Origin of the sequence: Agarivorans sp. Alg241-V36, from assembly GCF_900537085.1 — a bacterium.
Lineage (GTDB): Bacteria > Pseudomonadota > Gammaproteobacteria > Enterobacterales > Celerinatantimonadaceae > Agarivorans.
Genome location: NZ_UNRE01000004.1, coordinates 198,362 through 221,578, shown reverse-complemented (window position 1 = coordinate 221,578; position 23,217 = coordinate 198,362). Strand labels below are relative to the sequence as shown.

Annotated in this window: 16 protein-coding genes; 6 read left to right on the top strand and 10 right to left on the bottom strand. The window is 45.0% G+C overall.

Annotated features, from left to right (window positions below):
• Nucleotides 1–384 precede the first annotated feature (384 nt).
• On the top strand, nucleotides 385–1,398 hold the full coding sequence (locus tag G6R11_RS10940) for a LacI family DNA-binding transcriptional regulator (RefSeq protein WP_163133115.1): 1,014 nt from the start codon (nucleotides 385–387) through the stop codon (nucleotides 1,396–1,398).
• Between the two features lie 36 nt (nucleotides 1,399–1,434).
• On the opposite strand, the gene G6R11_RS10935 is transcribed toward G6R11_RS10940, so the two are convergent.
• The 7 genes from G6R11_RS10935 to G6R11_RS10905 all read right to left on the bottom strand — a co-directional run bounded on the left by G6R11_RS10935 (nucleotide 1,435) and on the right by G6R11_RS10905 (nucleotide 10,926).
• A complete protein-coding gene (locus G6R11_RS10935) occupies nucleotides 1,435–1,860 on the bottom strand; it encodes a hypothetical protein (protein ID WP_240352444.1) in 426 nt (141 codons plus the stop codon).
• 16 nt (nucleotides 1,861–1,876) lie between these two features.
• Nucleotides 1,877–5,308, bottom strand: a complete 3,432-nt coding sequence (locus G6R11_RS10930; RefSeq protein ID WP_163133114.1) for a hypothetical protein — start codon at nucleotides 5,306–5,308, stop codon at nucleotides 1,877–1,879.
• A gap of 65 nt (nucleotides 5,309–5,373) precedes the next feature.
• Nucleotides 5,374–6,357 carry an ABC transporter ATP-binding protein gene (locus G6R11_RS10925; RefSeq protein ID WP_163133113.1) on the bottom strand — a complete coding sequence of 328 codons (984 nt, stop codon included), beginning with the start codon at nucleotides 6,355–6,357 and terminating at the stop codon, nucleotides 5,374–5,376.
• Nucleotides 6,354–7,322 carry an ABC transporter ATP-binding protein gene (locus G6R11_RS10920; protein WP_163133112.1) on the bottom strand — a complete coding sequence of 323 codons (969 nt, stop codon included), beginning with the start codon at nucleotides 7,320–7,322 and terminating at the stop codon, nucleotides 6,354–6,356. The genes G6R11_RS10925 and G6R11_RS10920 overlap by 4 nt, the downstream gene beginning before the upstream one ends.
• Nucleotides 7,319–8,257 (bottom strand): ABC transporter permease, encoded by a 939-nt coding sequence (locus G6R11_RS10915; protein WP_163133111.1) that lies wholly within the window; start codon nucleotides 8,255–8,257, stop codon nucleotides 7,319–7,321. Before G6R11_RS10915 ends, G6R11_RS10920 begins: the two co-directional genes overlap by 4 nt.
• A gap of 8 nt (nucleotides 8,258–8,265) precedes the next feature.
• A complete protein-coding gene (locus G6R11_RS10910) occupies nucleotides 8,266–9,240 on the bottom strand; it encodes an ABC transporter permease (protein WP_016401631.1) in 975 nt (324 codons plus the stop codon).
• Nucleotides 9,241–9,288: 48 nt separating this feature from the next.
• Nucleotides 9,289–10,926 carry an ABC transporter substrate-binding protein gene (locus tag G6R11_RS10905; RefSeq protein WP_163133110.1) on the bottom strand — a complete coding sequence of 546 codons (1,638 nt, stop codon included), beginning with the start codon at nucleotides 10,924–10,926 and terminating at the stop codon, nucleotides 9,289–9,291.
• Between the two features lie 555 nt (nucleotides 10,927–11,481).
• On the opposite strand from G6R11_RS10905, the gene G6R11_RS10900 reads away from it, so the two are divergent.
• Both G6R11_RS10900 and G6R11_RS10895 read left to right on the top strand, forming a co-directional pair.
• The gene (locus tag G6R11_RS10900; RefSeq protein ID WP_163133109.1) at nucleotides 11,482–13,767 is read left to right on the top strand and encodes a hypothetical protein; all 2,286 of its coding nucleotides are present in this window, start codon (nucleotides 11,482–11,484) and stop codon (nucleotides 13,765–13,767) included.
• Nucleotides 13,768–13,892: 125 nt separating this feature from the next.
• Nucleotides 13,893–15,785, top strand: a complete 1,893-nt coding sequence (locus G6R11_RS10895) for a hypothetical protein (protein ID WP_163133108.1) — start codon at nucleotides 13,893–13,895, stop codon at nucleotides 15,783–15,785.
• A 14-nt stretch (nucleotides 15,786–15,799) separates the two neighbouring features.
• Here the strand turns inward: G6R11_RS10895 and G6R11_RS10890 are convergent, their stop codons facing one another.
• A complete protein-coding gene (locus G6R11_RS10890; RefSeq protein WP_163133107.1) occupies nucleotides 15,800–15,943 on the bottom strand; it encodes a hypothetical protein in 144 nt (47 codons plus the stop codon).
• 1 nt (nucleotide 15,944) lies between these two features.
• Here G6R11_RS10890 and G6R11_RS10885 point away from each other — a divergent pair, with 1 nt between their 5' ends.
• Nucleotides 15,945–17,276, top strand: coding sequence for a family 16 glycosylhydrolase (locus tag G6R11_RS10885; protein WP_163133106.1), 1,332 nt, complete (start codon nucleotides 15,945–15,947; stop codon nucleotides 17,274–17,276).
• 137 nt (nucleotides 17,277–17,413) lie between these two features.
• Entirely contained in the window at nucleotides 17,414–19,498 is a 2,085-nt protein-coding gene (locus tag G6R11_RS10880; protein WP_163133105.1) for a carboxypeptidase regulatory-like domain-containing protein, read from the top strand.
• Between the two features lie 65 nt (nucleotides 19,499–19,563).
• Here the strand turns inward: G6R11_RS10880 and G6R11_RS10875 are convergent, their stop codons facing one another.
• Together G6R11_RS10875 and G6R11_RS10870 are read right to left on the bottom strand one after the other, a co-directional pair.
• The gene (locus tag G6R11_RS10875) at nucleotides 19,564–20,397 is read right to left on the bottom strand and encodes an amino acid ABC transporter substrate-binding protein (RefSeq protein WP_163133104.1); all 834 of its coding nucleotides are present in this window, start codon (nucleotides 20,395–20,397) and stop codon (nucleotides 19,564–19,566) included.
• A 5-nt stretch (nucleotides 20,398–20,402) separates the two neighbouring features.
• Nucleotides 20,403–21,692, bottom strand: coding sequence for a GGDEF domain-containing protein (locus tag G6R11_RS10870; RefSeq protein WP_163133103.1), 1,290 nt, complete (start codon nucleotides 21,690–21,692; stop codon nucleotides 20,403–20,405).
• Between the two features lie 276 nt (nucleotides 21,693–21,968).
• Here G6R11_RS10870 and G6R11_RS10865 point away from each other — a divergent pair, with 276 nt between their 5' ends.
• Nucleotides 21,969–22,940: a MalM family protein gene (locus tag G6R11_RS10865; RefSeq protein WP_163133102.1), complete on the top strand. Its 972-nt coding sequence runs from the start codon at nucleotides 21,969–21,971 to the stop codon at nucleotides 22,938–22,940.
• Nucleotides 22,941–23,217 lie beyond the last annotated feature (277 nt).

Below are 23,217 nucleotides of genomic sequence, written 5' to 3'. Positions count from 1 at the left end.
TGGGCGAGTCTGGCATAGTGATAAACTTACTCGATTAGTTGAGGTAATAGTATGTTTTGTCACTTTGTTATCCTATTTTTTAGGAAGCGCTTTCTTTTTGCTTGGTATTCTAATAAGTACCAAGCCTGATTCTAGCCCAGCTAATCAGTAAACCGCTTAGTACACAAAGCTAGTAATCACCTAGGATGATGCCTCTTGGCACCGTTGATACTGTGGTAGTATGTATCAAAATACGCGCAACTTTATTTTGTTAGCGTTTACTTTGTCGACTATATCGCCGTTTCCGCTCATATTGCTAGCAAGCAGTGGCGATATTTAGTAAAAGTAACAGGTATTGCACTGCGCACATGTATAAAGCGGGAATTGAACAGTAGGGTTAATGAGTTGATTACAATAAAGGAAGTGTCTGAGCTGGCCAAAGTGTCTCAGGCTACTGTATCTAGAGCGATTAACGGTCACTCTTCAGTAAAGGAAAAAAATCGCATCAAAGTGTTTAATGCGATAGAACAACTCGGTTATAAGCCTAATACCTTCGCTCAGGCTTTAGCGTCTAATCGCTCAAACAGTATTGGTATGCTAGTGGGTAGCTTAGACGGCCCATACTTTGGCCCCTTAATGCACAATACTGAAAACATTATTCGTGAAGAACGATTGCATCTAATTGTGACCAGTGGTCAGGAATCCAAAACCAAAGAAGTTGACTCAATTGAGTTTTTAGCCTCGAAAAAGGTTGATGGCTTGATCATCCACTCAGACAAATTGTCAGACAATGAGTTAATTAAGATTGCTGAAGACACGCCAGCTTCAATTATCTTAAACCGCAATATTCCTGAGCTAGCAGGGCGCTGTATCTGGATTGACAATGAGTTAGGTGGCTATTTAGCCACTAAGCACTTAATCGACAATGGGCATACTAAGGTTGCCTGCATTACCGGGCAAATGAGTAAGGTGGAAAGCCGTGACCGCTTACAGGGCTATCGCAACGCTCTCGCTGAGGCGGGCATAGCTTACGATGCAAACTTGGTGATTGAAGGTCGTTTTGATCACGAAGGCAACCACGAAACCGTGCACCGTTTAATGTCTCGCAATAAAGGCTTTACCGCTATTTTTTGTCAAAACGACAACATTGCTCTAGCTGTGTATAACGTATGCAGTGACGCCAAGCTAACCATTGGTGAAGACATTTCAATTGTGGGTTTTGATAATGATACCTACAGCCAACACATTCGCCCTCGCTTAACTACGGTGAGCTTTCCCATCGAACAGCTCAGTTACGAAGCGGCTCAAGGCGTGCTGGCCTTAATTAACGATAGAGTTCATGAGGTTACAGAGAAACTGGCTCCGGAGTTAATCATTCGTAACTCGGTTAAGCAGTTGAATAGCGACAAAGCAGAGTAATCACTTAGCCAATTGCCTAAGTGATTAAACAGAATTTTAGTTGTCCCAAAGCTGGGTTTTCAATTGGTTCAACTGTTGCTGAATATCACCAGAAACAGTGATTTTAGGTGAGTTATTATCGTTAGTATCTCGGTTTTCTACAATCAGCACTTTGGCGTCTTGGCTTAGTGTATGAGTGTGGTAAACCCCTTGCTTGATGTTGTATATTTTTCCCGCTTGCATATTAGTGGCAACAATCTCACCGAGCTTACCTTGGGTGGTTTCAGCGCAAAATAAAATGCACTTTCCTTCAAGTAAAACAAACACTTCATCGGTTTCTAAGTGACACTGAAAGTTGTCGATAAGCTCCGTTTCGAGCTCATCAATGTAGTTTAGTATGGCGACTCGCCAGGTCTGAAAATCCACGACGGGAGCATATCCCGCCGCGTTGTAGTCAGACACCTCTACTAGGTGGCTGCTCACTGTCTTTTCCTTTCGTTTAGCTGAGTAAGATTTGGTTTGGCACCGATACAAAGACCTTGGCCACTTGTCCGCTACGTTCAAAGATGTGTTTACTGAGCTCTTCGCTCATCTCTAGGGAGTCGCTTGACCACTGTTCACCATTTTTATAGCTCACCACAAGCTGCCCTTGGCTTTGCTCTGTGCTGGCGTAAATAAACGGCACTTGGCAATAGGTAAAGGCTAATTGCTTTGCCTCTAGCGCTAGGCTTTGGGTATTGCCTTGTGGGTCGATGTATTGGTATTCATCGGCAGCACTTAAGAACTCGCTGCCTTTAAGCAGTGAAGGTTTGATGCTAATTTTACCTTGTTCTACCAAAATGCCCAGTTCGCCGAAGCGGGTTAGAATCTCTTCCTTTACTTGGCCAGTCATGCCTGGTTGTTGAGCCCCAGCTTGTTTAGGGGTATGAGAGTAGGGGTCGGTAGGGAAGGCGCCATAGACTTCTGGAGACTTATTAAAACCAATGCCCGCACGCACTTTGTAATAGTACTCAGCCAATTGTTGAGTCGCTAAAGAGTGTGGGTCAATATTGTAGGCGGCAAAATAGTTCTCTTGCACCGCGAGCAATAGTTTAGACACCATATGCCAGTAGATTGAACCTAGGCCTTCGTAGCCAAACATGGTGCCAGAGCGACCAGTAAAGGCTTGGTGGTTAAACACTTCTTCGTAAACGGCAAAGATGTCTTGCCAGGCCGAGTCGGCGATTTCTGGGTAATCTGCTTTGGCGACGCCAATAGCAGCGGTTAGCGCACCAGCATTCTCAAAATCCGCATTAAAGTGGTAGTGACCTTGGTTATCTTGCTCAACAATACGTGGGTCATTCTTTTCAAGCATGGTTTGCAGTGCAGGATTAGCTGCAACACGCGCTGCTACAATTCGATTTTTGTTGGCAAAACCTGCTAAGTCACGATCGGGATAAAGCATAAAGGTGTGCTGATCCGCACGGTACATACTGCTGTTGTATAACTTATCGAGTAAGTGAACCGCTTCGTCTGGCGTCAGTACTCCGGCAGACAGTACCGCTACTTGGCCTTCTAACATTGGGTAGAGGTAATCTACAGCAACTTCATCTTGTTTATAATTTATGATGTTGTAAGCGTTGTATAAACCGTCGTTGCGGTAGTTGCTGGCAATGCTCTTATCCATAATCTCAAGGCTTGGAGCAAGTAGCGCTTGAATGGCTGCTGCATCCACCGTTACTTTGCCAGAGAAGCCATGTTGGTAAACATGTCGGCGGTAATCTGCTGCGGCCTTGGCTAAATCACGCAAAACTTGATTACGTTGGGTTTCGTTTACTCGCGCAGCAGCCACTAGTTGGCTAGCTTCTTGTAAAATCCTGCTGCTTGCGCTTAACCACTTGGCTAGCTCTTTGGATATAGCGTATTGCTTGTTGTCAGCAAATAGCTTTTGCATAAAGGCAACATAACGGCGCATGTAATACAGGGTTACCATGGACAAGCCTGTACCCACAATCGCATTGTTAGCGTCGTTCCATTCTGGCCGTTGGGTGTTTAACCAAATACCGCCGTCTAACACTAAGTTTCCTAGCTTAGCTAGCAGTGGAACTAATAGCTTTTCGGCCAAGTTTGCTAAGTAGACTTCTTGGTTTCGGTCAAGTAAAAGGCGAGCGTCACTGCCCATTACGCTTTGGCGGCTTTCAATGATTTTTTGTTTGTTTTCGTTAAATTCAACGGTATTTTTGGCGTCGGCAAAAATCGCTTCAGCTGAAGAAATCTCGTAAGGCACATTGGCGTAACTAAAGATCTCTGTGTCTAACAGGGCTTTTAGTTCTGCAGGTTGGTATTTGTCTGATTGCTCCAAAAACTTAAGCAAATAGATAATCTGGTGATCACCCCAGTAACCAATGTTGCTCCATGGATCTTCAGATTCCAATAGCTCCCAATCTACACCAGCTTTGGTGATGCGGTAAGGGTTGTAGCCGTCAATGGTTGAGGCATTCACAAACTTGGCAATAAAGCTCTTAATAAAGCTTGGGTAACTTAGACCTAGTGCTTCCCAGTTTTGGAAAATGTCACGCCAGTTACCTTGGTAAGACAATAAACGGTTGCCCTGATTGTCTTTTAGCTTTATCTCGAAATGGTTCCAAGGGCGGCTTGGGTCGCCGTGGCGACGGCCAAAAGTAAGCGGTAAGTACTCGTGGCACAAACGTAACAATTGCGGGCTGTTTTGTTTAGCCGCTAGTGATAGTAGCTCGTCGTAATTAATCTTAGCCGGCAAGCTATTTAAGAAGCTTGCTTGGTCTAGTGCTACTTGGGTATTGGCATTTTTTAGGGTTTTCACAAAATCTGCACTTTCAACCCAGTACTGGTCAACAACCACACCACCGCGCATGTTGTTAAACAATACGTTGGCGTAGTGGTGCACGCTGGTCTCATCTTCTGCGGTTTTTTGGTAAGCGTCGCTGCCAGCCATAAGCTTAAGAAGCTCCTGGTGGTTTTGCTCAACCGATGCCATAAGCGCTTGCTCAAGTTGTTGCGGCTGGCTGATTTGCTGCTGCAATTCTGCTAACTGGGCGTGTGACTGGTCTACGTCGGCCACAATGCTCCAACTATCCTGTGCAGCCGCGGCAAGTGTTAACTTCTTATGAATGAAGTAAGAGCCTCTTACTCCACGTGTTAGTTGCTCGTCTTCTACTGAGCTGCCACGGCGAAATGCCGCTAACTGTTGGCTAGACAATAGAATTGATTGGCAGTTTTCTGCTAGCGAGAACACGCTAGTGGCTAACAGTGATTCTGCAGGCTCGGCGCGGTCGCTTAATTTGGCGTATAAGCTGTAGGTGGCTAGGCTAGAGTTGGCTTCGCGCTCATTCCATTTGTAGGCGTCAAGCAGGGCGCTGCTGCCTTGCATAATCGAGAACGGCGTATTAGACGGCAACAAGTTTTGAATACCATCCACTAGCTCTATTTCACGGGTTTTATGGGTGGTATTGGTGAGTGTTGCTTGGCGAACAAAACCAAACTTTTCGCTGCTACTCCACTGGTACTTAAAGCTCAAACCTAAATCAAAGTTAAGCTCTTCAAAGATGATTTTGTCACCGGCAATATTCTTGTAAATATTGCGGCGCAATTGGTACAAGCTGTCGTGATGTTGGTTGAAGGGTTCCCACTGCTGGATACCGGCTTCGCTAGTTACTTTAACAATGGTTTTACTGCCAGTGTTTTCCGCATTTTCATGGATGTAATCTACAGATTTGTAGGGAAACAAAGCGTTCTCTGGGCGAATACGACCCGCCGATAAACAACCGGTTGATGAGATGAATAACCAATGGTCGCTGGCTGAAACCACACTGATAAAGAATGGGTTCATCTGATCTACGTTTTTGATTTGGTAGTATTTGTCACCATCAATGGAGACAAACTTTCCGGTTATGTCTTTTGTTAATGTATCCATGTTTTCTTCTTTCATTAGCTTAAAATCCGTGTAAGCGCTTACTTTGCAGCGCAAAAAAATTCTTATTAAACGTTAAAACAACGAATGAAGTGATCGTCGGCAATTTGAGTCACTTCTGGGAATGCGTGATTACACTTATCCATGGCGTTTGGACAACGTGCTGCAAATGGACAACCTACTGAGTTAGGGTGCCACATAGGAATGTCTCCCTTTTTTGCGCCTAGTTCACGGCGACCACTTTTGCTCGCCTCTGGCACTGCCGACAGTAATAGCTTGGTGTAGGGGTGCTGGGGCGTTTGGGTTACTTTGTCACTGTTGCCCCATTCCACCATGTGGCCTACGTACATTACAGCGGTCTTTTCTGCAAAGTAGCGTGCGGTAGCAATGTCATGCGTGATGTACATGAAACTAATGCCACGTTTGTCCTTTAAATCGGCCATTAGGTTTAAAATGCCCAAGCGCACCGATACGTCTAACATCGAGATGGGCTCGTCAGCTAAGATAACTTCTGGGTCAACCGCAAGTGCGCGGGCAATAGCAACCCGTTGGCGTTGGCCACCACTTAACTCATGCGGGTATTTCTCGGCGGTTTCTACCACTGGCGAAAGACCAACTAAATCGAGTAACTCGTATACTTTGTTGCGTAGTTCTTTTTTGCTGGCGCGTTTGTGAATCAGCAAGGGGCGAGCAATATGGTGGTAGATTGAATGTACTGGGTTAAGTGAGCCAAAAGGGTCTTGGAAGATCATTTGCACTTGGCGAGCATATTCTAGCGAACCATGCTGCTTAACATACTCATCCAAAGGCAAGCCTTTAAAAAGGATGTCTCCGCCATTTTTCTCATAGATGCGTGTTAGCACTCGAGCACCGGTACTTTTACCGGAACCAGACTCACCCACAATGGCTAAGGCTTGACCCTTTTTAAGCTCAAAAGATACATCATTAACTGCCCGCATTTGGTTGTTTGGGTTAGACGATAAACCAATCGGAAAGTCTTTAATTAAATTTTCTACCGCAAGTACGGTTTGATTTTCGCTTACAACGCTCATTTTTGAACCTCCAAAATATGACAAGCAGCATGAACACCGCTGGCTTGTGCGCGCAAAATTGGTTCATCGCTTTTACAGTTCTCTACACAATCGTTACAGCGAGCTTGAAAGTTACAGCCGCTAGGCAATTTGAGCAGGTTTACTGGGTCGCCAGGGATCCCATATAAGCGCTCTTTTGGCCCATGAATGGTTGGGAACGACGATACCAAACCTTTGGTATAAGGGTGGCTAGGTTGGTTAAATACCGTTTTAGCGTCGCCAATTTCAATTAAGTTACCGGCGTACATCACACCAATGCGGTCGGCAATTTCGCCCATTAAGCTTAAGTCGTGGCTAATGAACAAAATCGAGAAGCCAAACTTTTCTTTTAGATCGTAAAGCTCATTAAGGATCTCTCGCTCTACCACTACATCTAGTGCGGTGGTTGGTTCATCCATAATGATTAGCTTTGGCTCTAGCGCTAAGGCGATGGCGATAACTACGCGTTGACGCATGCCGCCACTTAATTGGTGGGGGAAGCTATTTAAACGGTCGCCATGAATACCCACAACAGACAGCAATTCAGTGGCCTTTTCGTTGGCTTGCTTAAGGCTGACTTGTTTGTGAGCCAAAATCACATCGGTGAGCTGCTCACCAATGGTGATTACCGGGTTAAGTGAGTTCATGGCACTTTGGAATACCACCGAGGTGTCGTTCCAGCGAAAAGCCCGTAGCTGTTTGTCGTTCATTTTCAGTACGTCTTTGCCTTTATAAAGGATTTCTCCTTCAGGGATCAGCGCAGGTGCTTTGTGCAAACGTGAAATAGCGAAGGCGAGGGTGCTTTTACCGCAACCTGATTCGCCAGCTAGGCCAAGGGTTTCGCCTGGGGCAATACTAAGGCTTACATTGTTTACCGCGCGAGCAATGCCATTGGGTGAAACATAGTCAACACTTAGGTTGTTAATCTCTAATAATGCTTGGCTCATGCTAAACCTCGACGTTGATTGGCTGCTTTTTGCAGTTTTTTCCATACTTTTAGATGCGGACCCGTTTTAAGTTTTGGATTACTTACTTGGTCAATCGACATGTTAATTAGCGCTAGTGCACCACCGGTAAAGGCCAGTGCTAAAGCCGGTACTAACATCTCCCACCATGCGCCGGTGTATAGAGAAGAAGAAACCTGCGCCCAGTAGAGCATGGAGCCCCAGCTAACTTCGGTGGCGTCGCCTAAACCTAATATGCCTAAGCCGGCTTCAGAGCCCATGGCGTAAATCACCGTACCCAAAAAGCCACCAAATACGATAGAGACTAAGTTAGGAAGGATTTCCACCAAAATGATGCGCAGCTTGGACTCGCCCATTACCTCGGCCGAGATGATGAACTCTTTGTTTCGTATCGCCATGGTTTGGGCTCTGATAACCCTAGCGCCCCATGGCCAGGAGGTGACCCCCAGCAGCACGGTTATCACTAAGGAGCCCACTTGCCCAAGAAAGGCGGCTAATACGATCAATAAGGGCAGTTGCGGAAAAACCAAAAATACATTGGTTATGAAGTTTAACCATTCATCAATTTTGCCACCAAAGTAGCCAGAGCTAACGCCAACGGCTACCGCAATGCTCATGGCAATAATGCCGGCAGTAATCGCAACCGTTAGTGACTTACGTGCGCCAAAAAGCACTTGGCTAAATACGTCACGGCCGTTACGGGTAGTACCCATAATGTATTCGGCGCTAGGCGCTTGGTGAGGTCTTGATACGCGTTTTTGTGGATCATGCGTAGCAAATACCGGCGCAAATAAAGCGCCACACAAAATAATTGTGGCTAGTAATCCGCCAATAATTGCCGGTGGATTACCATGAAAAAAGGCTAAACATTTGGCTAACACTTGGCGCCACTTAGCTGAATTGTGATGATGTTCCATAGTAAAACCTACTTCGAAATACGGGGATCAAGCCAGACATACAATAGGTCGGCGATGAAGTTTGCAGTAAGTACCGCAGTAACAAGAATGAGCAAAATAGCCTGAATAAGTGGGTAGTCTCGCGCCACAATGCCCTTAAGCAAGATGTTGCCTAAGCCTTGGTAGTTAAATACCACCTCGGTCATGATTGAACCGGCAAACGAGAAACCAATGGCCATGGCAATAGCAGTTGCTACCGGTAAGATAGCGTTACGCCCAGCGTAGCGGTACATTACCCGAAAACTCGAAAGCCCTTTGGCTTCGGCCATCGTCACATAGTCTTCACCCAGCACATTAATCATGGCGTTACGCATGTTAAATACCCAGGTGGCAATGCCTACCACAACCATAGAGCCCATGGGTAATATGGCGTGTTTAAGTACGCTACCGATAAACTCCCAACTAAAGGCAGGGTCTAAAGTAGGGTCGTAGGTATAAGCCAGTGGCAGCAGTTCTAACTGCAAACCAAAAAAGTAGAACAGCAATAATGCAGTAACGATGTAAGGGAAGTTACTTATAAAGGCGAGTACAGGCGGGAATACCTGACCAAAAAATCCTTCACGTCGATAGGAAGCGTAGGTGCCAATTGATACCCCAATAATTAGCGCTACAATCAGTGAACCTAGGGCAAGGAACATGGTCCATGGCAGGGCCATACCTATCACTTCAGTTACTCCCACCGGGAACATTAATACTGAAGGACCTAAATCCAAGGTAAATACACTTTTAATGTAGGCGATGTATTGCTCAAAAACCGAGCCATCCATAAAACCATACATTTCTCTTACCGCGTCCATTTGCGCGGGATCCATTCTGCCTTGAGCTGCTGCAAATAATGCGTCAACTGGATCGCCTGGCATTAACCGGGGTAACAAAAAGTTAAAGGAGATGGCGATCAAGAAGGCTGTGAAGTAAAAGCCCAGTCGGCGTAATAAAAAACTCATAATATTTTCCAAAGTAAGAGAGCCAGCCAGTGGCTCTCTACAGTTGTGTTACTTAAGGTGAAGATTGTTAATGATTAACACTCGTTTACCACCGTCGTACCATACTGGCTGTACATATGGGTTTTCTGCGTTTGGCCAACCAACAATTTTAGTACTGTTGTATTGGAACCAAGTTGGGTTAGAAAATAGCGGAATAAAAGGCAAGTTCTCTGCGCTAAATACTTGCAGTTGCTTGATAATGTCAGCTTGTTTTGCAGTGTCGTTAGTTTTACCAAAACCTTCGATTAAAGCGTCAATCTCAGGTGAGTGAACACCATGACCGCCATGCCATGTTTTACCAATGCGTGAACTTGAGTAGTAATCTTGGTAAGCCAAAATAGGGTGGGTAGCCACTAGCGACCAGTTAATCGACATTTTGTATTTACTGTCTTTTAGTGACGAGTCATAAACTGCCCAGTCAACGGTTTTCACATTAGCTTTAACACCTACTTCTTCGAAGTATTCGGTAACCATTTGTACTACTTGGATCCAATCGGTCCAGCCGTTTACCACTTCAATATCAAACTCGATGCGCTTACCGTCTTTGGTTTGGCGGAAGCCATCGCCACTTTTATCTACATAACCAGCTGCGTCTAACATTTGGTTCGCTTTGTCGGGATTGTAGGTGGTTAAGTCTTTGTATTTAGCTGTAACATCAGCATCAATATAAGTGCTGTATAGTTCACCAATACCACCGGCATTAAAGTTAACCGTTGGGTAGCCATAAGCCGCAATATCTACAATCGCTTCGCGGTCTAATGCCATTGATAAAGCTTTACGCAATTCTAAATCGCTAAAAGGCGCTTCTTTAGTGTTTACGTATAAATGAATCGCGTCATTTGCTGGGTACCAGTAGTGGTGGTTTTCTGGGCTTGCGGCAACAAAGGTGTTGTCGATGTCAGCAATAAAGTTTGAACCCCAGTCAATTTCGCCTTTCATTAAAGCGGGTTGAATTTGCGAGTTGTCGTTGTAAGAACGGTAAGTAATACAATCTAGGTGAGGCAAACCTTCTAGGTAGTAGTTAGGGTTGCGGCACAACTCCATTTGCTGGGTTTTTACATACTTCACTTCGGTCATTGGACCGCTACCAATTGGGTTAGGGTTAGTGAAGGTGGTTAAATCACTTACCTTGCTCCATACCTTTTCTGGAATGATGTGGTATTTTTCTAAGTTCCAGATAAAGGTCGAATCGGCTTGGTTTAACTTGAACTCAACCGTTGTGTCATTGGTTGCTTCAATGCTAATTAGGTTGCCGTCTGTCCAAATACCACGTTGGTCAAATGCACCATTTTCTTTAGTCATGGTGAAGCTATAGGCAACGTCTTTAGCAGTAAGTGGGCTACCATCTGACCACGTTAAACCATCACGAAGGGTAAGTTTAATGGTTTTAAGATCGTCAGAGTATTCAGCTGATTTAGCCAGGCGCCATTCAGTTTTGCCGGTCATGTTGTTGAAAACCATTAATGGTTCAAACATCACACCGTGTAATAAGTCTTTAGAAGTATAAGGGTTGTAGTTTTCTACAAAACCAGTACCAATGATTGGTACGGTAAGGGTTCCGCCTTGTTTAACGTCGTTGGCTATTGCGCTTCCTGATGACAACATTAAACCGCAAATAATTGAAGATAAAACCGTTTTACTCTGCATTAGATAATCCTTTTTTATCGGCACTCTCGCTAGGTACGCTTTCCTATTAATGCTTAAGGCCCTTACTATAAGTCTTAAAAACCAAAAAGAAAGCGCTTTCTTTTGTGGCACTCTATTTGAGAATTGAAATGTAGGCAATCTAAAGGCGGTTGTTTTTCTACTTGGGTCACATTTAGCTCGTTTTTTACCTATTAAGGGGTGTTTACGGGTGAAAAATGCCCACTTAGGCTGGGTTTCAGCTAATGCCCATTTGATCTTGGTAGCCTTTTCATAGGATTTGCATGAAGAATATTTTGAAAACGCTTACTTTTCGTGATGAGCCTCAATATTTTGAGTAAAGCCTTGCAGTAACGCTGTACAGATTCCGGTAGCTGTTGTTTATTTATACGTGTAATGGCGATGTAGCATTGCGCTCCAAACAAATTAATGGACAAAAAGACTGGCTGAAAAGTCATTTTTTTAGCAATAAAAAGTAAGCGCTTTCTTTTTTGGGAGGCAAAAATAATCCGTTTTTTAGTTAAAACATGATGTTAATAACTATCAAGGACACATGGAATGACAGTGACAAACAACAAATTCAAAATGGCCAATGCGGTATTAGCTACTGCTTTGGCTATCGCGTTAAGTGGTTGTGCTGACGAAGTAGTAAATGGCGAAACCCCTGCTAACCCAGTAGAGCCAACCGACCCGGTTGAGCCAACTGATCCAGTAGGTACCGACCTATTGGTGTTTAATGATGCGGTAAACCCTTACTGGCCAGCGTGGGACTGTTGTGGTGGTACCACGCCAACTAACCCAATTGAGCTGAGTGACTACGGCATGGTAACCGAGTTTGCGATTAATGCTCAGCCTGCGGTGTTAGGTTTTGTACGTGATAGTGAACGTGGTGCTCTAGATGTGAGTGCGATGGAAAGCACTGGTACTTTGGAATTTGACTTTAAAATGACAGCCAGTCCAGGCGATGTTAACTGGGCATTTAAATTAGAAAGTAATGGCGGCGAACAAAATGGTGCCGGTGGTCAAGAAGTAGAAGTAATGATCACCGCCCCAGTGTTAGATACTTGGCAACACGTTAGTGTGAACCTAGCCGACTTAGCGACCCAAGGCTTAGACTTAAGCAACATTGATAATATCTTAATCTACCCTGCTTGGAGTGAAGGTGAGGGTGCAGTTTACCGCGTAGACAATGTAGAGTTTGTGGCAGATGGTAATACTACCGACCCAGTTGATCCGGTAGAGCCAACTAACCCAGATGCTGATACGGGTACAAAACTATCGCTAGATTTACCAATGACTGATTTTGGCGGCGCGGTAACCGAGTTATCCGCAGCTAATCCAGCCTTAAATGGTATTACTGCTTACAGCACTAGCGCTACGGTAATTAAAACCACCAAAGCTGCAGCTGCAGAAGATTGGGCTGGTACTACGCTGGGCGATACCTCTACTTTAGCTATCACCCAAGATCGCAGCATCATTAGTGTTTGGGTGTATTCACCTGAATCGGGCGTGCCTGTGCTGCTTAAAGTAGAAAACGCTGACGACGATACGCAAACCGCTGAGGTGCTTGCTTACACTACCGTGGCAGAAGCTTGGGAAAAACTTAGCTTCGACTTTACCAATGTTGCAGACGGTACTCAGCAACTTAACCCAGAATTTACCTTTAACAAAAAATCAATTTTCTTCGATTTCTTAGTCAACGCCAGTGAAGATAAAGTTTTTTACTGGGATGACGTGACCTTTGTAGAACAAGAAGACACAACTGACCCAGTAGACCCAGTAGACCCAGTAGACCCACCTGAAGGTGACTCGGTAGCGATTTTTAACGATGCCGCTAATCCAAGTTGGATAGCCTGGGATTGTTGCGGCGGAACCACCCCTACGGTGGTGACAGACAGTGATGAGAATTATGGCGCAGCCACTGAGTTTGAAGTTGTTGGCGAACAGGTTAATGGCTTTAGTAGTCGTGCCGACCACGGCGCTACCGATGGAGCGCCTATCGACGCGAGCGCTTGGGCAAACGGTGGCTCTATCTCGTTTGACTTGAAATTGACCGCTGAAGGTGGTGCTAGCGATTGGAAGTTTAAAGTTGAGTCAAACGGCGGTAGCGATTTCGCAGAATTGAGCCTAGCCGAACTACCCGAGCTAGATACCTGGAAGCACTACAGCTTTGATCTAGGTGAGTTGCAAGCTGCTGGGCTAGACCCAAGTGCTATTGACGTGGTGATGATTTTCCCTGCTTGGGGAACCGGCATCGGTTCTAAATACTTAGTCGACAATGTGCAAGTGTCTTCGACTGGCGGTACCGAAGCACCAATCGCTGGTGATAACAACACGGTAACCATTGATGAAGGCATCGACTTCGAAAGCAAAACCTTGAGCTGGGAAGTATTTGAAAACGCCGACAACCCAGTTATTGAGTTTGTTGCTAACCCTGATACTTCTGGCATTAACGGCTCTGCGACGGTGGCCAAAATTACTGCCCGCGCAGCGGGCGCACCATGGGCAGGTACAGTGACTAAATCGGTAGAAGGTTTTGAGCTTAATGCTAGCAACAGCACCGTGAAGATGATGGTTTATAAAGACAAAATCAGCGCGGTACGTCTTAAGTTGGCAGCCGCTAACCAATGGGGAGCAGAGCTTCTTGCGAGCAATACAAAAGTAGGTGAGTGGGAAGAGCTGACATTTGATTTTAGTCAGCACCCAGAGTTTGCCGCAGCGGCTGCGCAAGGAAATATGGTTGAAGTGGTGGTATTCCCAGACTTTGATGACCCCATCGTAGATGTTCGCCCGGCTGAAACAGTTATGTATTTCGACAACATTAGCTTTAGCGCTCAACCGTAACTTAAGTTGCAGAGTCACTATGTTTAGTGGCTCTGCATTTATCAGTCACCGAGAATGCGCTCAACGTATTCTCATTTTCAAGGAAATATCAGGTTAATTATTTTAATTTAACTGGTGGAAAAAAGATGAAAATATGTAGTTTAAAATCAATTTTGCTGGCCGCCATGTCGGTGTTAATAGTGGCTTGTGCCGATGAGCCCCTTAATGATTTGGGTGATCCGGGAACTGGCCCAGGCACTGGCACCGAGCTTGCTCCTCAGCCTAGTCCCGGCAGCGTCTATCCTAGCGCCTTAAACGGTGACGTAATCTTGGGTAACCCCGATTACTTGGCGATTTCTTATGGTGCTTGGCGTTCAACAGTAAGAGAAAGTGGCGTAAATGTACCTACCGTTGATATGCATAAAGAAGACATGCAAATCTTATCGGCCATGGGCATTAAAATGCTCCGCACCTACAATACCCAAGGCTTTATTGGCCTTGATGGTAAAAGCAATACCGAGAACCTTTTACAAGCCATTGCAGAGCTAATGGCCGAAGACGAAACTTTTGAAATGTATGTGCAGTTAGGGGTATGGATTGATGCTCTAAACTCATGGACTGATCAACCAGTGATTCACGACCAAGAGAACCCAGAAAACGCTCTAGAAATGGCGAAAGCTAAAGAGCTTGCCTTAGCTTACCCAGAAATCATCAAAGTGATTGCGGTAGGTAATGAAGCAATGGTTAATTGGGCTGAATACCACGTAGTGCCTGGTATTATCCTTGGCCACGTTAACGACTTACAGCAGTGGAAATCTGAGAACCCATCGGTAGCCAATATTTGGATTACCAGTTCTGATAACCACGCTGTATGGGCTGGTATAGACGACAGTGCCAATATTGGTGCGCAAGCAGATCTTATCGCATTAATTGAAGCGGTAGACTATGTGTCTTTGCATACTTATGCTCACCATGACACCCTTTACGACCCTACTTTTTCTGCTGACTGGAAAGTACCTGCCAGCGAGCAAGAATTGACTGTGCAGGAGCAAGTTGATTCAGCAATGGATAAAGCCTACCTGCATACCGTGTCACAAATTAAAGTGGCACAAGACTTCATTAACACCATTGATTCGAGCAAGCAAATTCACATTGGTGAAACTGGCTGGTCTACAGTTTCAAATGAAAATTTTGGTGCTGGCGGTACCCAGGCTGCCGACGAGTACAAGCAAAAAGCTTTTTATGATGCAATGCGTACTTTTTCCAACGATTTTGGTGCGTCACTGTTTTTCTTCCAAGCCTTTGACGAGCCATGGAAGGGCGATGAAAGCAACCCTAGCCACTCAGAAAAACACTTTGGCTTAATTGATATTGACGGCAACGTTAAGTACCTGGCCTGGGATAAAGTAGATGCCTTAAACAGCGCTGGCTTAACCCGTGGTGATGTATCGTCGTTTACAGCCAGCTTTGGCGGTGACTTTGATACTTTAATGGCAACTATTTTACCACCTCCGTATGCTCCTGTTGTTACTCCTCCTGAAGAGGGCGAGTTTGTAGTATTGAATACTGCTTTATACGAAGGCGCTGTTGCTTATGGTTGGGATAGCCCAGCTACCGCTTGGGCTGGAGTAGATGATACTACTGGCGTATTAACTATTGCTTCAGACCCTGCCACCGCTAAAGATTGGGGTTGGGGCGCTGGTGTTGGTATTCCTGGACAAACTAGCAACCTTTCAAGTTCTACCCAGATCACCTTCGAAATTAAAGGCGATGCAGCTTATGGCTTCTACCTTGGTTTCCAAACAACGGGTTCGGGCGGCACTAACCATTGGGTTCGCTTTAACGAAGGCCAAGGTTACACCCTAACTGACCAGTGGGTTGAACACACTATTAGCTTAAGCAGCTTCTCTAACTTTGCTGCTGCCGATCTTAGCGTGGTTAACTCACCGTTCACTATTGCGGATCTTTATGCTGAATCTGGTGGCAGTGCGCCAACCTTAAGCAACATAGAAATTCGTAACATTTCTTGGTTGGAGTAAAGCGCCTCTAACCATTAGCTAGCGTACCAGTCGTTAGCGCGTAAGCCAGAGGCGATGATTAAACCTGTTTGATCATCGCCTTTTTTATTTAGCCCTTTGCTAGCTAGCGATTGCGTAACTAGCCAAATGGCTCCGCTTAAATCAAGGATAGTAAGCAAGATGTTTTCTCAAGACGATGCCGTTAACCGTTTTACAGTCGCGAAAAAAGCAACGCTGTTGGCCGGTTTGTTTTTTGCAGCTACTCAGTCGGCTCAAGCAGGCTGGGAAGTACAGTGGATCGACACCTTTGAGGGTAGCCGGGTAGATTGGAGCAACTGGACCGCCCAAACTCAAGCAAACTATAACAATGAAGTGCAATGTTATACCGACGACGATTATTCTGACGAGCGCAACTATGAGGTATCGGAAGGTAGCTTAAAAATTATTGCCCGCAAAAAGACCCAAAACTGTGCCACCTTAGGTGGTCAGCAAAAAACCTGGACCTCGGGGCGCTTAAACTCAAAAGACAAACGAGAGTTTCTGTACGGTCGAGTTGAATCTAGGATCCGTTTTCACAACCTAGAAGCAGGTACTTGGCCAGCATTTTGGATGTTAGAAAACCGCATTGCTGAGCAGCCAATAAAAGGCGATGGCGACAACGTTAATTGGCCAAATGTAGGGGCAGGAGAAATTGATGTATGGGAATGGTTTTCTAATGAGCCAAATACCTATATTACTAACTTCTTTAATGTCTCCGGCTGTGGCGAAGAGCATCGTTATACTTATCCAAATGGTGGTAGCGATGTATTAAATTGGCACAAATACGCCATGGAGTGGACTCAAGATAAAATAGACTTTTACGTTGATGAGACCTTAGTGGTTAGCCAAGATATTAGTGGCTGCAATCAGTATCAAGAGCCTATGTTTGTATTGCTTAATCTGGCTATGGGCGGCAATTTAGGTGGTTTTATCGACCCTAACTTAGCACTCGCCACTATGGAAGTTGATTACATTGCCCATTGCCAAGCCAGTGATAGCAGCGACGCCAGCTACTGTGATGAAAACGCGCCCAGAGCCGATGATTCTGAACCCAGCGATAGTTTAGCCAGTGTTGAACTTAGCCTTTCTCAAGCGGGCAGTGTCACTCGTTTGGTAGACCCTTCTGCCGGCATGGTTACGATAACAGCCAGCATTGAACAGGGTGAAGAGCCACTCGCCAATTACAGTTTGTATTGGCAAGCCGATGAATTACCTAGCCCAATTATGCAAGGAACAACCCTGCAGTTTGACCCTACCTCAATGCTTGATGGCAGTTACTCCCTGCTAGTAAGCCTTGAGCACAACGCTGATAGCCAACTTAGCACTCGCGATGGATTAGATTTTACTGTGCAAGCAAACAGTGAGCCTGTTGATGGTCAATCTGGTGGTGACTCGGGCGGCGGAAGCTTTGGTTTAGCCACTTTGTTTGGTTTAGTTGGTCTGCTGGTTATTCGTCGTAAACACTTCAAATAAGTGCTGATTTAAGCGCTGTTTCACTTTTTGGCTAAGCCTTTTTGCGCTTAGCCAAGCTTTACCTTTCGCCTTGCTGTCCCCAACCGGGTAGGCACTTTTGTACCTGAAATTTATTCAAATTAATAAGGATATTAGTGATGATTGAAATGCTTAAAATTTACTTTTTGGCAGCTTGTTGTGCCTTAGTTGTTGGGTGTGGGGGGAGCAGCGACAGTGAGCCCGAGCCACAAAACACCTATCAAGTTGCTGTCACGGTAGTGGATGCTAATAGCCAATTACCTTTAGCTGATGCTCAGGTTAGCATTGCAGAACAAGCTCAAGCGAGTGACCAGCAAGGATACTCTAGCTTTGAACTGGCTGCTGGCAGCTATTCTTTAAGCGTGAGTTTGGCTGGCTATCAAACCCATCAACAATCAATAGAGCTTAGCGAGCAAGGTTTAAGCTTAAGTATCAACTTAGAAGCGCTGCCAACAGTTAGCGGGCCTTTATATGTTTTTCATTCTGAAAATGTTAGCTCTTATAACATTGAACACTGGGGAGATAACTGGGGATCTGGCAGTGTAATTAGCGATCTTGATGATGCAAGCATGGGGCGCGCTGTTAATATCACCAGTGGCACGGCTTGGGGAAATAAGGCGTCTATTGCTTGGGGAAATGAGCCAGAGAATGCGGTAGCGATTGGTGCTTATACCCACCTTAGATTTAAAATAAAAGCCAATTCATTTACTGCGGTAGAGGTGGTATTGCAAGGGCCAAGCAATCCTGAATCTAAAGTCGCTTGCGCCTTGAGCAGCGGCACGCCATTAGAAGATGGTTGGGTAGAAATGGAAGTTCCTCTGCCCTATGGCTTTAGCCAGCTAACTTGGCTCGGCTTAATTTTTGATAGCACCATTAGCGACAGCTTACTGCTAAGCGACGTTTACATGCTAAGCCAAGAGATAATTACTAGCCAACCAAGTAGCGCGGCACCGCAGCCGCCAGCCTTGGCCGATAACGAAGCGGTAGTAATTTTTAGTGATAGCTTAAATGAAGACAAGTATGTATCGGTGTGGAACTCCAATTGGTGGAATGCGCCATTTTACTCACCTGGGGTGATCGACGAAAACCATTACGCACGTTATGAGATTGCTGGTTTAGGTGTAGAAGGCGGTGTTACTGGTATCGAGTTTGGCATTGAGAATGGCAGTGTAGATGCATCTTCTCACGTGAATATGAACCTAGATTTGTACCTAGAAGCGGGCATTAGCCAAATGGAGATCCACTTAGTTTCTAGTGATGGCTCGGCCTTGTATAGCGTTATCTCACCTCAAACGGAGCAATGGGTATCTTATCAAATTCCTTTCGCGGATATGCAAGATGCTGATGGCGAGGGTGACGGAGTATTAAACCCAGCCACGTTAACCATGGCAGGCATTAAGTTGTGGGGAGAACAGGGCAAAGCAGTATTTCTCGATAATCTGTATTTCTCTGGCCAGTCGAATACCTTTGAATTAGCAGTAAGTGTGTTAAACCAATCTGCGCAAAGCATTGCTGGTGCACAGGTAAGTGTGGGTGAGCTAAGCGCTACTACTAACGCCAGTGGTGTGGCTTATCTTAATCTTGCCGAAGGCGAGCATAAGGTTAAAGCTGATGCCAGTGGTTACGGTGCGGCGCAACAAAATCAACAGCTATTGGGAAGTGATGCCAGCCTAGAGATTGTGCTAGCTGCCGAAAACCCTGGGCCAAGTGTGGCGGCCAGTACCCCTAGTGTGAGCGATGACGAGGTATTGGTTTTATACAGTGATAGTTTACAGGTCGATAAGCCGATTTCTTATTGGTCGGATAATTGGTGGAATGCGCCAAGCCACAGTGAGCTACAAATAGCAGGTAACAATGTTGCTCGTTTGCAGATTATTCCAGATGGCGTTGAAGGCGGTGTAACGGGCATTCAATACGGTATTCAAGATGGGGTTGTGAATGCATCTAGCATGACCGGCTTGCGCTTTGATATGTATGCTACCAGTGGTGTTAGCCAAGCGGTATTCCAGATTGTCTCTGCCACCGGCCCGGTTATCCATACCATGCTGCCTGTGGCAACCGAGCAGTGGATTAGTGTAGAGATGGTATTTGCAGATATGGTTCAACCCGGTGCGTTTGATGCTGCCAGTTTATCGCAACTTGGCGTGCAGCTTTGGGGAACCACCAGTGATAGCGTGTATCTAGATAACATCTACTTCTACTAGCAAGCAAAGCTAACTTAACAAAAAGGAAGCCTTGGCTTCCTTTTTTAGTTTAATGGTTTGCCGGTTTAATCCTTGGGTGGATTGAGTGTGATGACGCTTGCTGGAGCAAGTTCATTGAGTTTGTCCCAGCCTTGCTTAAAATCACTTTCGCTAAAAAATAGCTGATTATAACTGCCGTCGTTTAACGCCAAATACAAGCCTTTCTCTAGACGTTCGGCGAGCTCGACATTGTCTTTATTCACGTAGAAAAAATAACGACAAGAGTATTTAAGTACCACGTTGTCCAGCAATTCAAACTGATTGGCATGAGCGGCAAGCTCAGACCATACCTCATGAGCACCGCGTGAAAGGTAATCAAAGCGACCTGCTGCCAACATCGGTAATAAGCTATGGTTCACCGAGGTAACTGGCTCGATGCCGTTATAACGCATTACTTTAGTATCGCTCCAGTAGGTTCCAGAGCCTGCGCTAAATTGGCGAAGTTGGCGTAAGCTGTTTATCTCTTCAAATCGCTTACTATCGCCTGCCTGTACTAACAAGAATCGATATTGGCCAAGGCCTTGTAATAAGTCGAACTTAACTGGGCGCAGCGCTTGATTACGCTGTTTAGTGGCCGTTGACCACATTACGTCTATGTACTGTTTGTCTTGTAAATAGCGGCGCAAGCGCTCATTGCTCAACTCTCGCTCATAAGGCCGAAGCTGGCTTACACCATATTCGTTTTCGGTTTTAGCTAAGGCGAGTGCTAGAACTTTTTCAAAATACTCTGAGCGTTGACTGAACTTGGGGTAGCTAATGGTTTGCGGGCTATCAGCCTTAGCGCCATAGGGCAGCAATAGGCTTAGCATTAGCATCGCTGCGAATGTTTGTGGTGCACAAGGCCGCATGCGTATTTGCATAGTGTTTAACTAAACTCAATTTTGTTGCGGCCATTCATTTTTGCCTTATATAAGGCCTCATCGGCACGTTTAAACCAAGTATCAATATTAGCCGAGTTTAGCTGTGCAACACCAAAGGAGCTGGTGACTTGTTGCTGCTCTATTAGTGGGCTGTTAGCGATGAGAGTTCGAATGTTTTCGGCTAAGACACAAGCGCCTTTTAACTGGGTATTAGGGCACACAATCACAAACTCTTCGCCGCCCCAGCGGGCAAATACATCTTCGGCTCTAATTATCTCAGAGACCCGCTGACTGATAGAGACTAATACTTGATCACCCACATCATGACCATGTTGGTCATTGATTTGTTTAAAGTGGTCAATATCAAACATGATTAAGCTGGCCGTTTTGGATGAATGAGAAAACTCACTCATTAATGTAGAAAGGGTGCTACTTAAGCCGGCTCGATTAAGCAATTTAGTCAGCGGATCATGCTTAGCCATGGTTTTGTACTTGTCGCGTTCAATGCTCAAAAAACTATTAATTTTATTAAGCTCTTCAGCTTGCGTCTTCGAATTTATGTATTTATTTCGCATTTTACCTGCAAGGAAAATAGCATGCACCACAATGCTGGTTATCCATAGCGAGAGTAGCAAAAAGTACAGGTCTTGAGCATTTATCCACTTTCCACTAAAGCTAAAGGAATGCAGGGTTATTTCGAGATCTTTAAGTGCACGATTATCGCCGGTGGCAATTTGTAAGTACTCAACATTATCTAGCTTGGCGCCAGTGTCTATGTCATAGGGTTTAGCGAACACCCACCATGATGGAACATAAAATTGATTCAATGCTAGCTGGTATTGAACGCGACCAATGGTTGGATTGATAGCTTGAATATTGGCGCGAGTATGGCTGATTCTGTCATTACCACTTGGTAAGTCTTGCTCATTGTTTAGCAGGTAAATCAGCACCGTATCACGCCTTAAATCAACGGTGGTTAAGTCTATGTTTAAGGTGTCAAATTTAGATAAGTCGGCAAATTGCTTTAGCTTGGCTTTAAGTGGAATTAACATGCTGCAAAACGGAAAGGTGTGCGAGTCTACGGTTTTGCAGTGCAAAGTAACACTGGCATCGTTAACCTTAAGGGTGCCAACGGAAGCTCCCCCATTTATGTCATCGTTAAGTGCTGTCGCATTAAAGTGCTGATCAATGGGGTAGTTGAGCGTTATGTTCATACCAAACTGTTGCCACAACATAAGGCTTATGGTGAATACCACCAACAAGGGATAGTAGATTTCTTGTCGACAATACTTCATTACTACTGTTACCCCGTGGTGTTGCTTAGTGATGTGGTGCTATCTGGTAGGCATCTCACAAAACGCGTTATTGATTAATATTTGCCTTGTATTTGACAGCAGAATTATTACATTGATAAAAAGAAAGCGCTTACTTTGATCTGTTGAACGTGAAGTCTGTCGGTATTTTTACTAGAAAATGCCACGCGGAACACATTTATAAATACTAAGTGGCAAGGGCTTTAAGGCCCGCAGCACGTGGTATAGCGTGCTTTGCTAGATATAAAGGAAACTGTGATGAAAACAATTTTGGCCGCGAGTGTAGTGTTAGCCTTGACTGCCTGTAGTAATAATCAAAGCATGATTGTTGACTACGGTACAGACGATACCCAAGAGATCCAAAAAATTGCGCCAGAAGAAGGTTATGCAGCTTTAAAGCAAGCGGCAATATGCTGTGATTCTTTAAAACAGCTTGATTACCAGTTAGTTACTGCGCCTGGCAAATTAGACTTTACCATTACGGCCAGTGATCCAGTATTTAACTTTAGCTCTGGGCGCTCCTTTGTTAAAGCTTTTGAACTACCGAATGCTCAAGGTGCAACCAATATTGATGTATCGGCGCCTATTGTAAATAGTGTGTTTGTGCCTTCGATATTAGTGTTAGATGAAGACCATCAGCCATTGCAGTTGTTTGACGACAATACAATTAACTACGATCCGAGCTCGATCGTGAGCGTAGATCGCTACTACGGCAATATACTGCTGCCAAGCCGCTATGGAGAACAGCAAAAGGCAAAATACCTATTGGTGTTTACTACGGCTGAGGCAATGCAGCAGCAAACTAAGTTGAACCCGCCAGACAGTAAGGCCGCTGAAACCGGTAGGGTGGATGTAAATATGAAAATTCATATGAACAAACCCATACCACATACTGCCATTGGTGCCGCTCGTCTCGCTTTTGATTATGTTCCTGCTGGGCAGCAAAATGCAGACGCACTTGCTGCCGCTGCTGTAGTTACAACCAGCAGTAGCGCAATAGAGGTTGTGCCGAGCGAATCTAGCGTAGATAGCATTTCCGCTAACTCGGCAAGTAGCAACAGCCACATCCCTAATATTGAACCTGAAGTAGCAGCCATGTTTGAGCAACTTATTCAGCAAGCGGTCTCCGATGGGAACTATGATAAAGCCTTAAAAATAGTTAAAGACGCAGAACAAGCAGGTTTAGTGAATGCCAATGAGGTGTTTGTTAAGGCTGTAAAAGCACAGTAAAGTTTATTTATAACCTTCTTCACACTCTAGTTAGCTGTGCCCACCAGTGACTAAGAGTGTGAATTTGCGAAAAAATCGTATTTCACCCCCTCATGTTTTGTTTTGTCTTGCATAGTTTATTGATTCAAAAGGGATTTTTCGTATTTGCTATAAATAGTAAGCGCTTTCTTTTTGTGTGGGGGCGGTCACATTATGTTATTTACTAAATATTTATACTAAAAATGAAAGTTATTTAATGTGTTTTTACTGGTCTTTGTCTCATCAAGCCGTTTGTGGC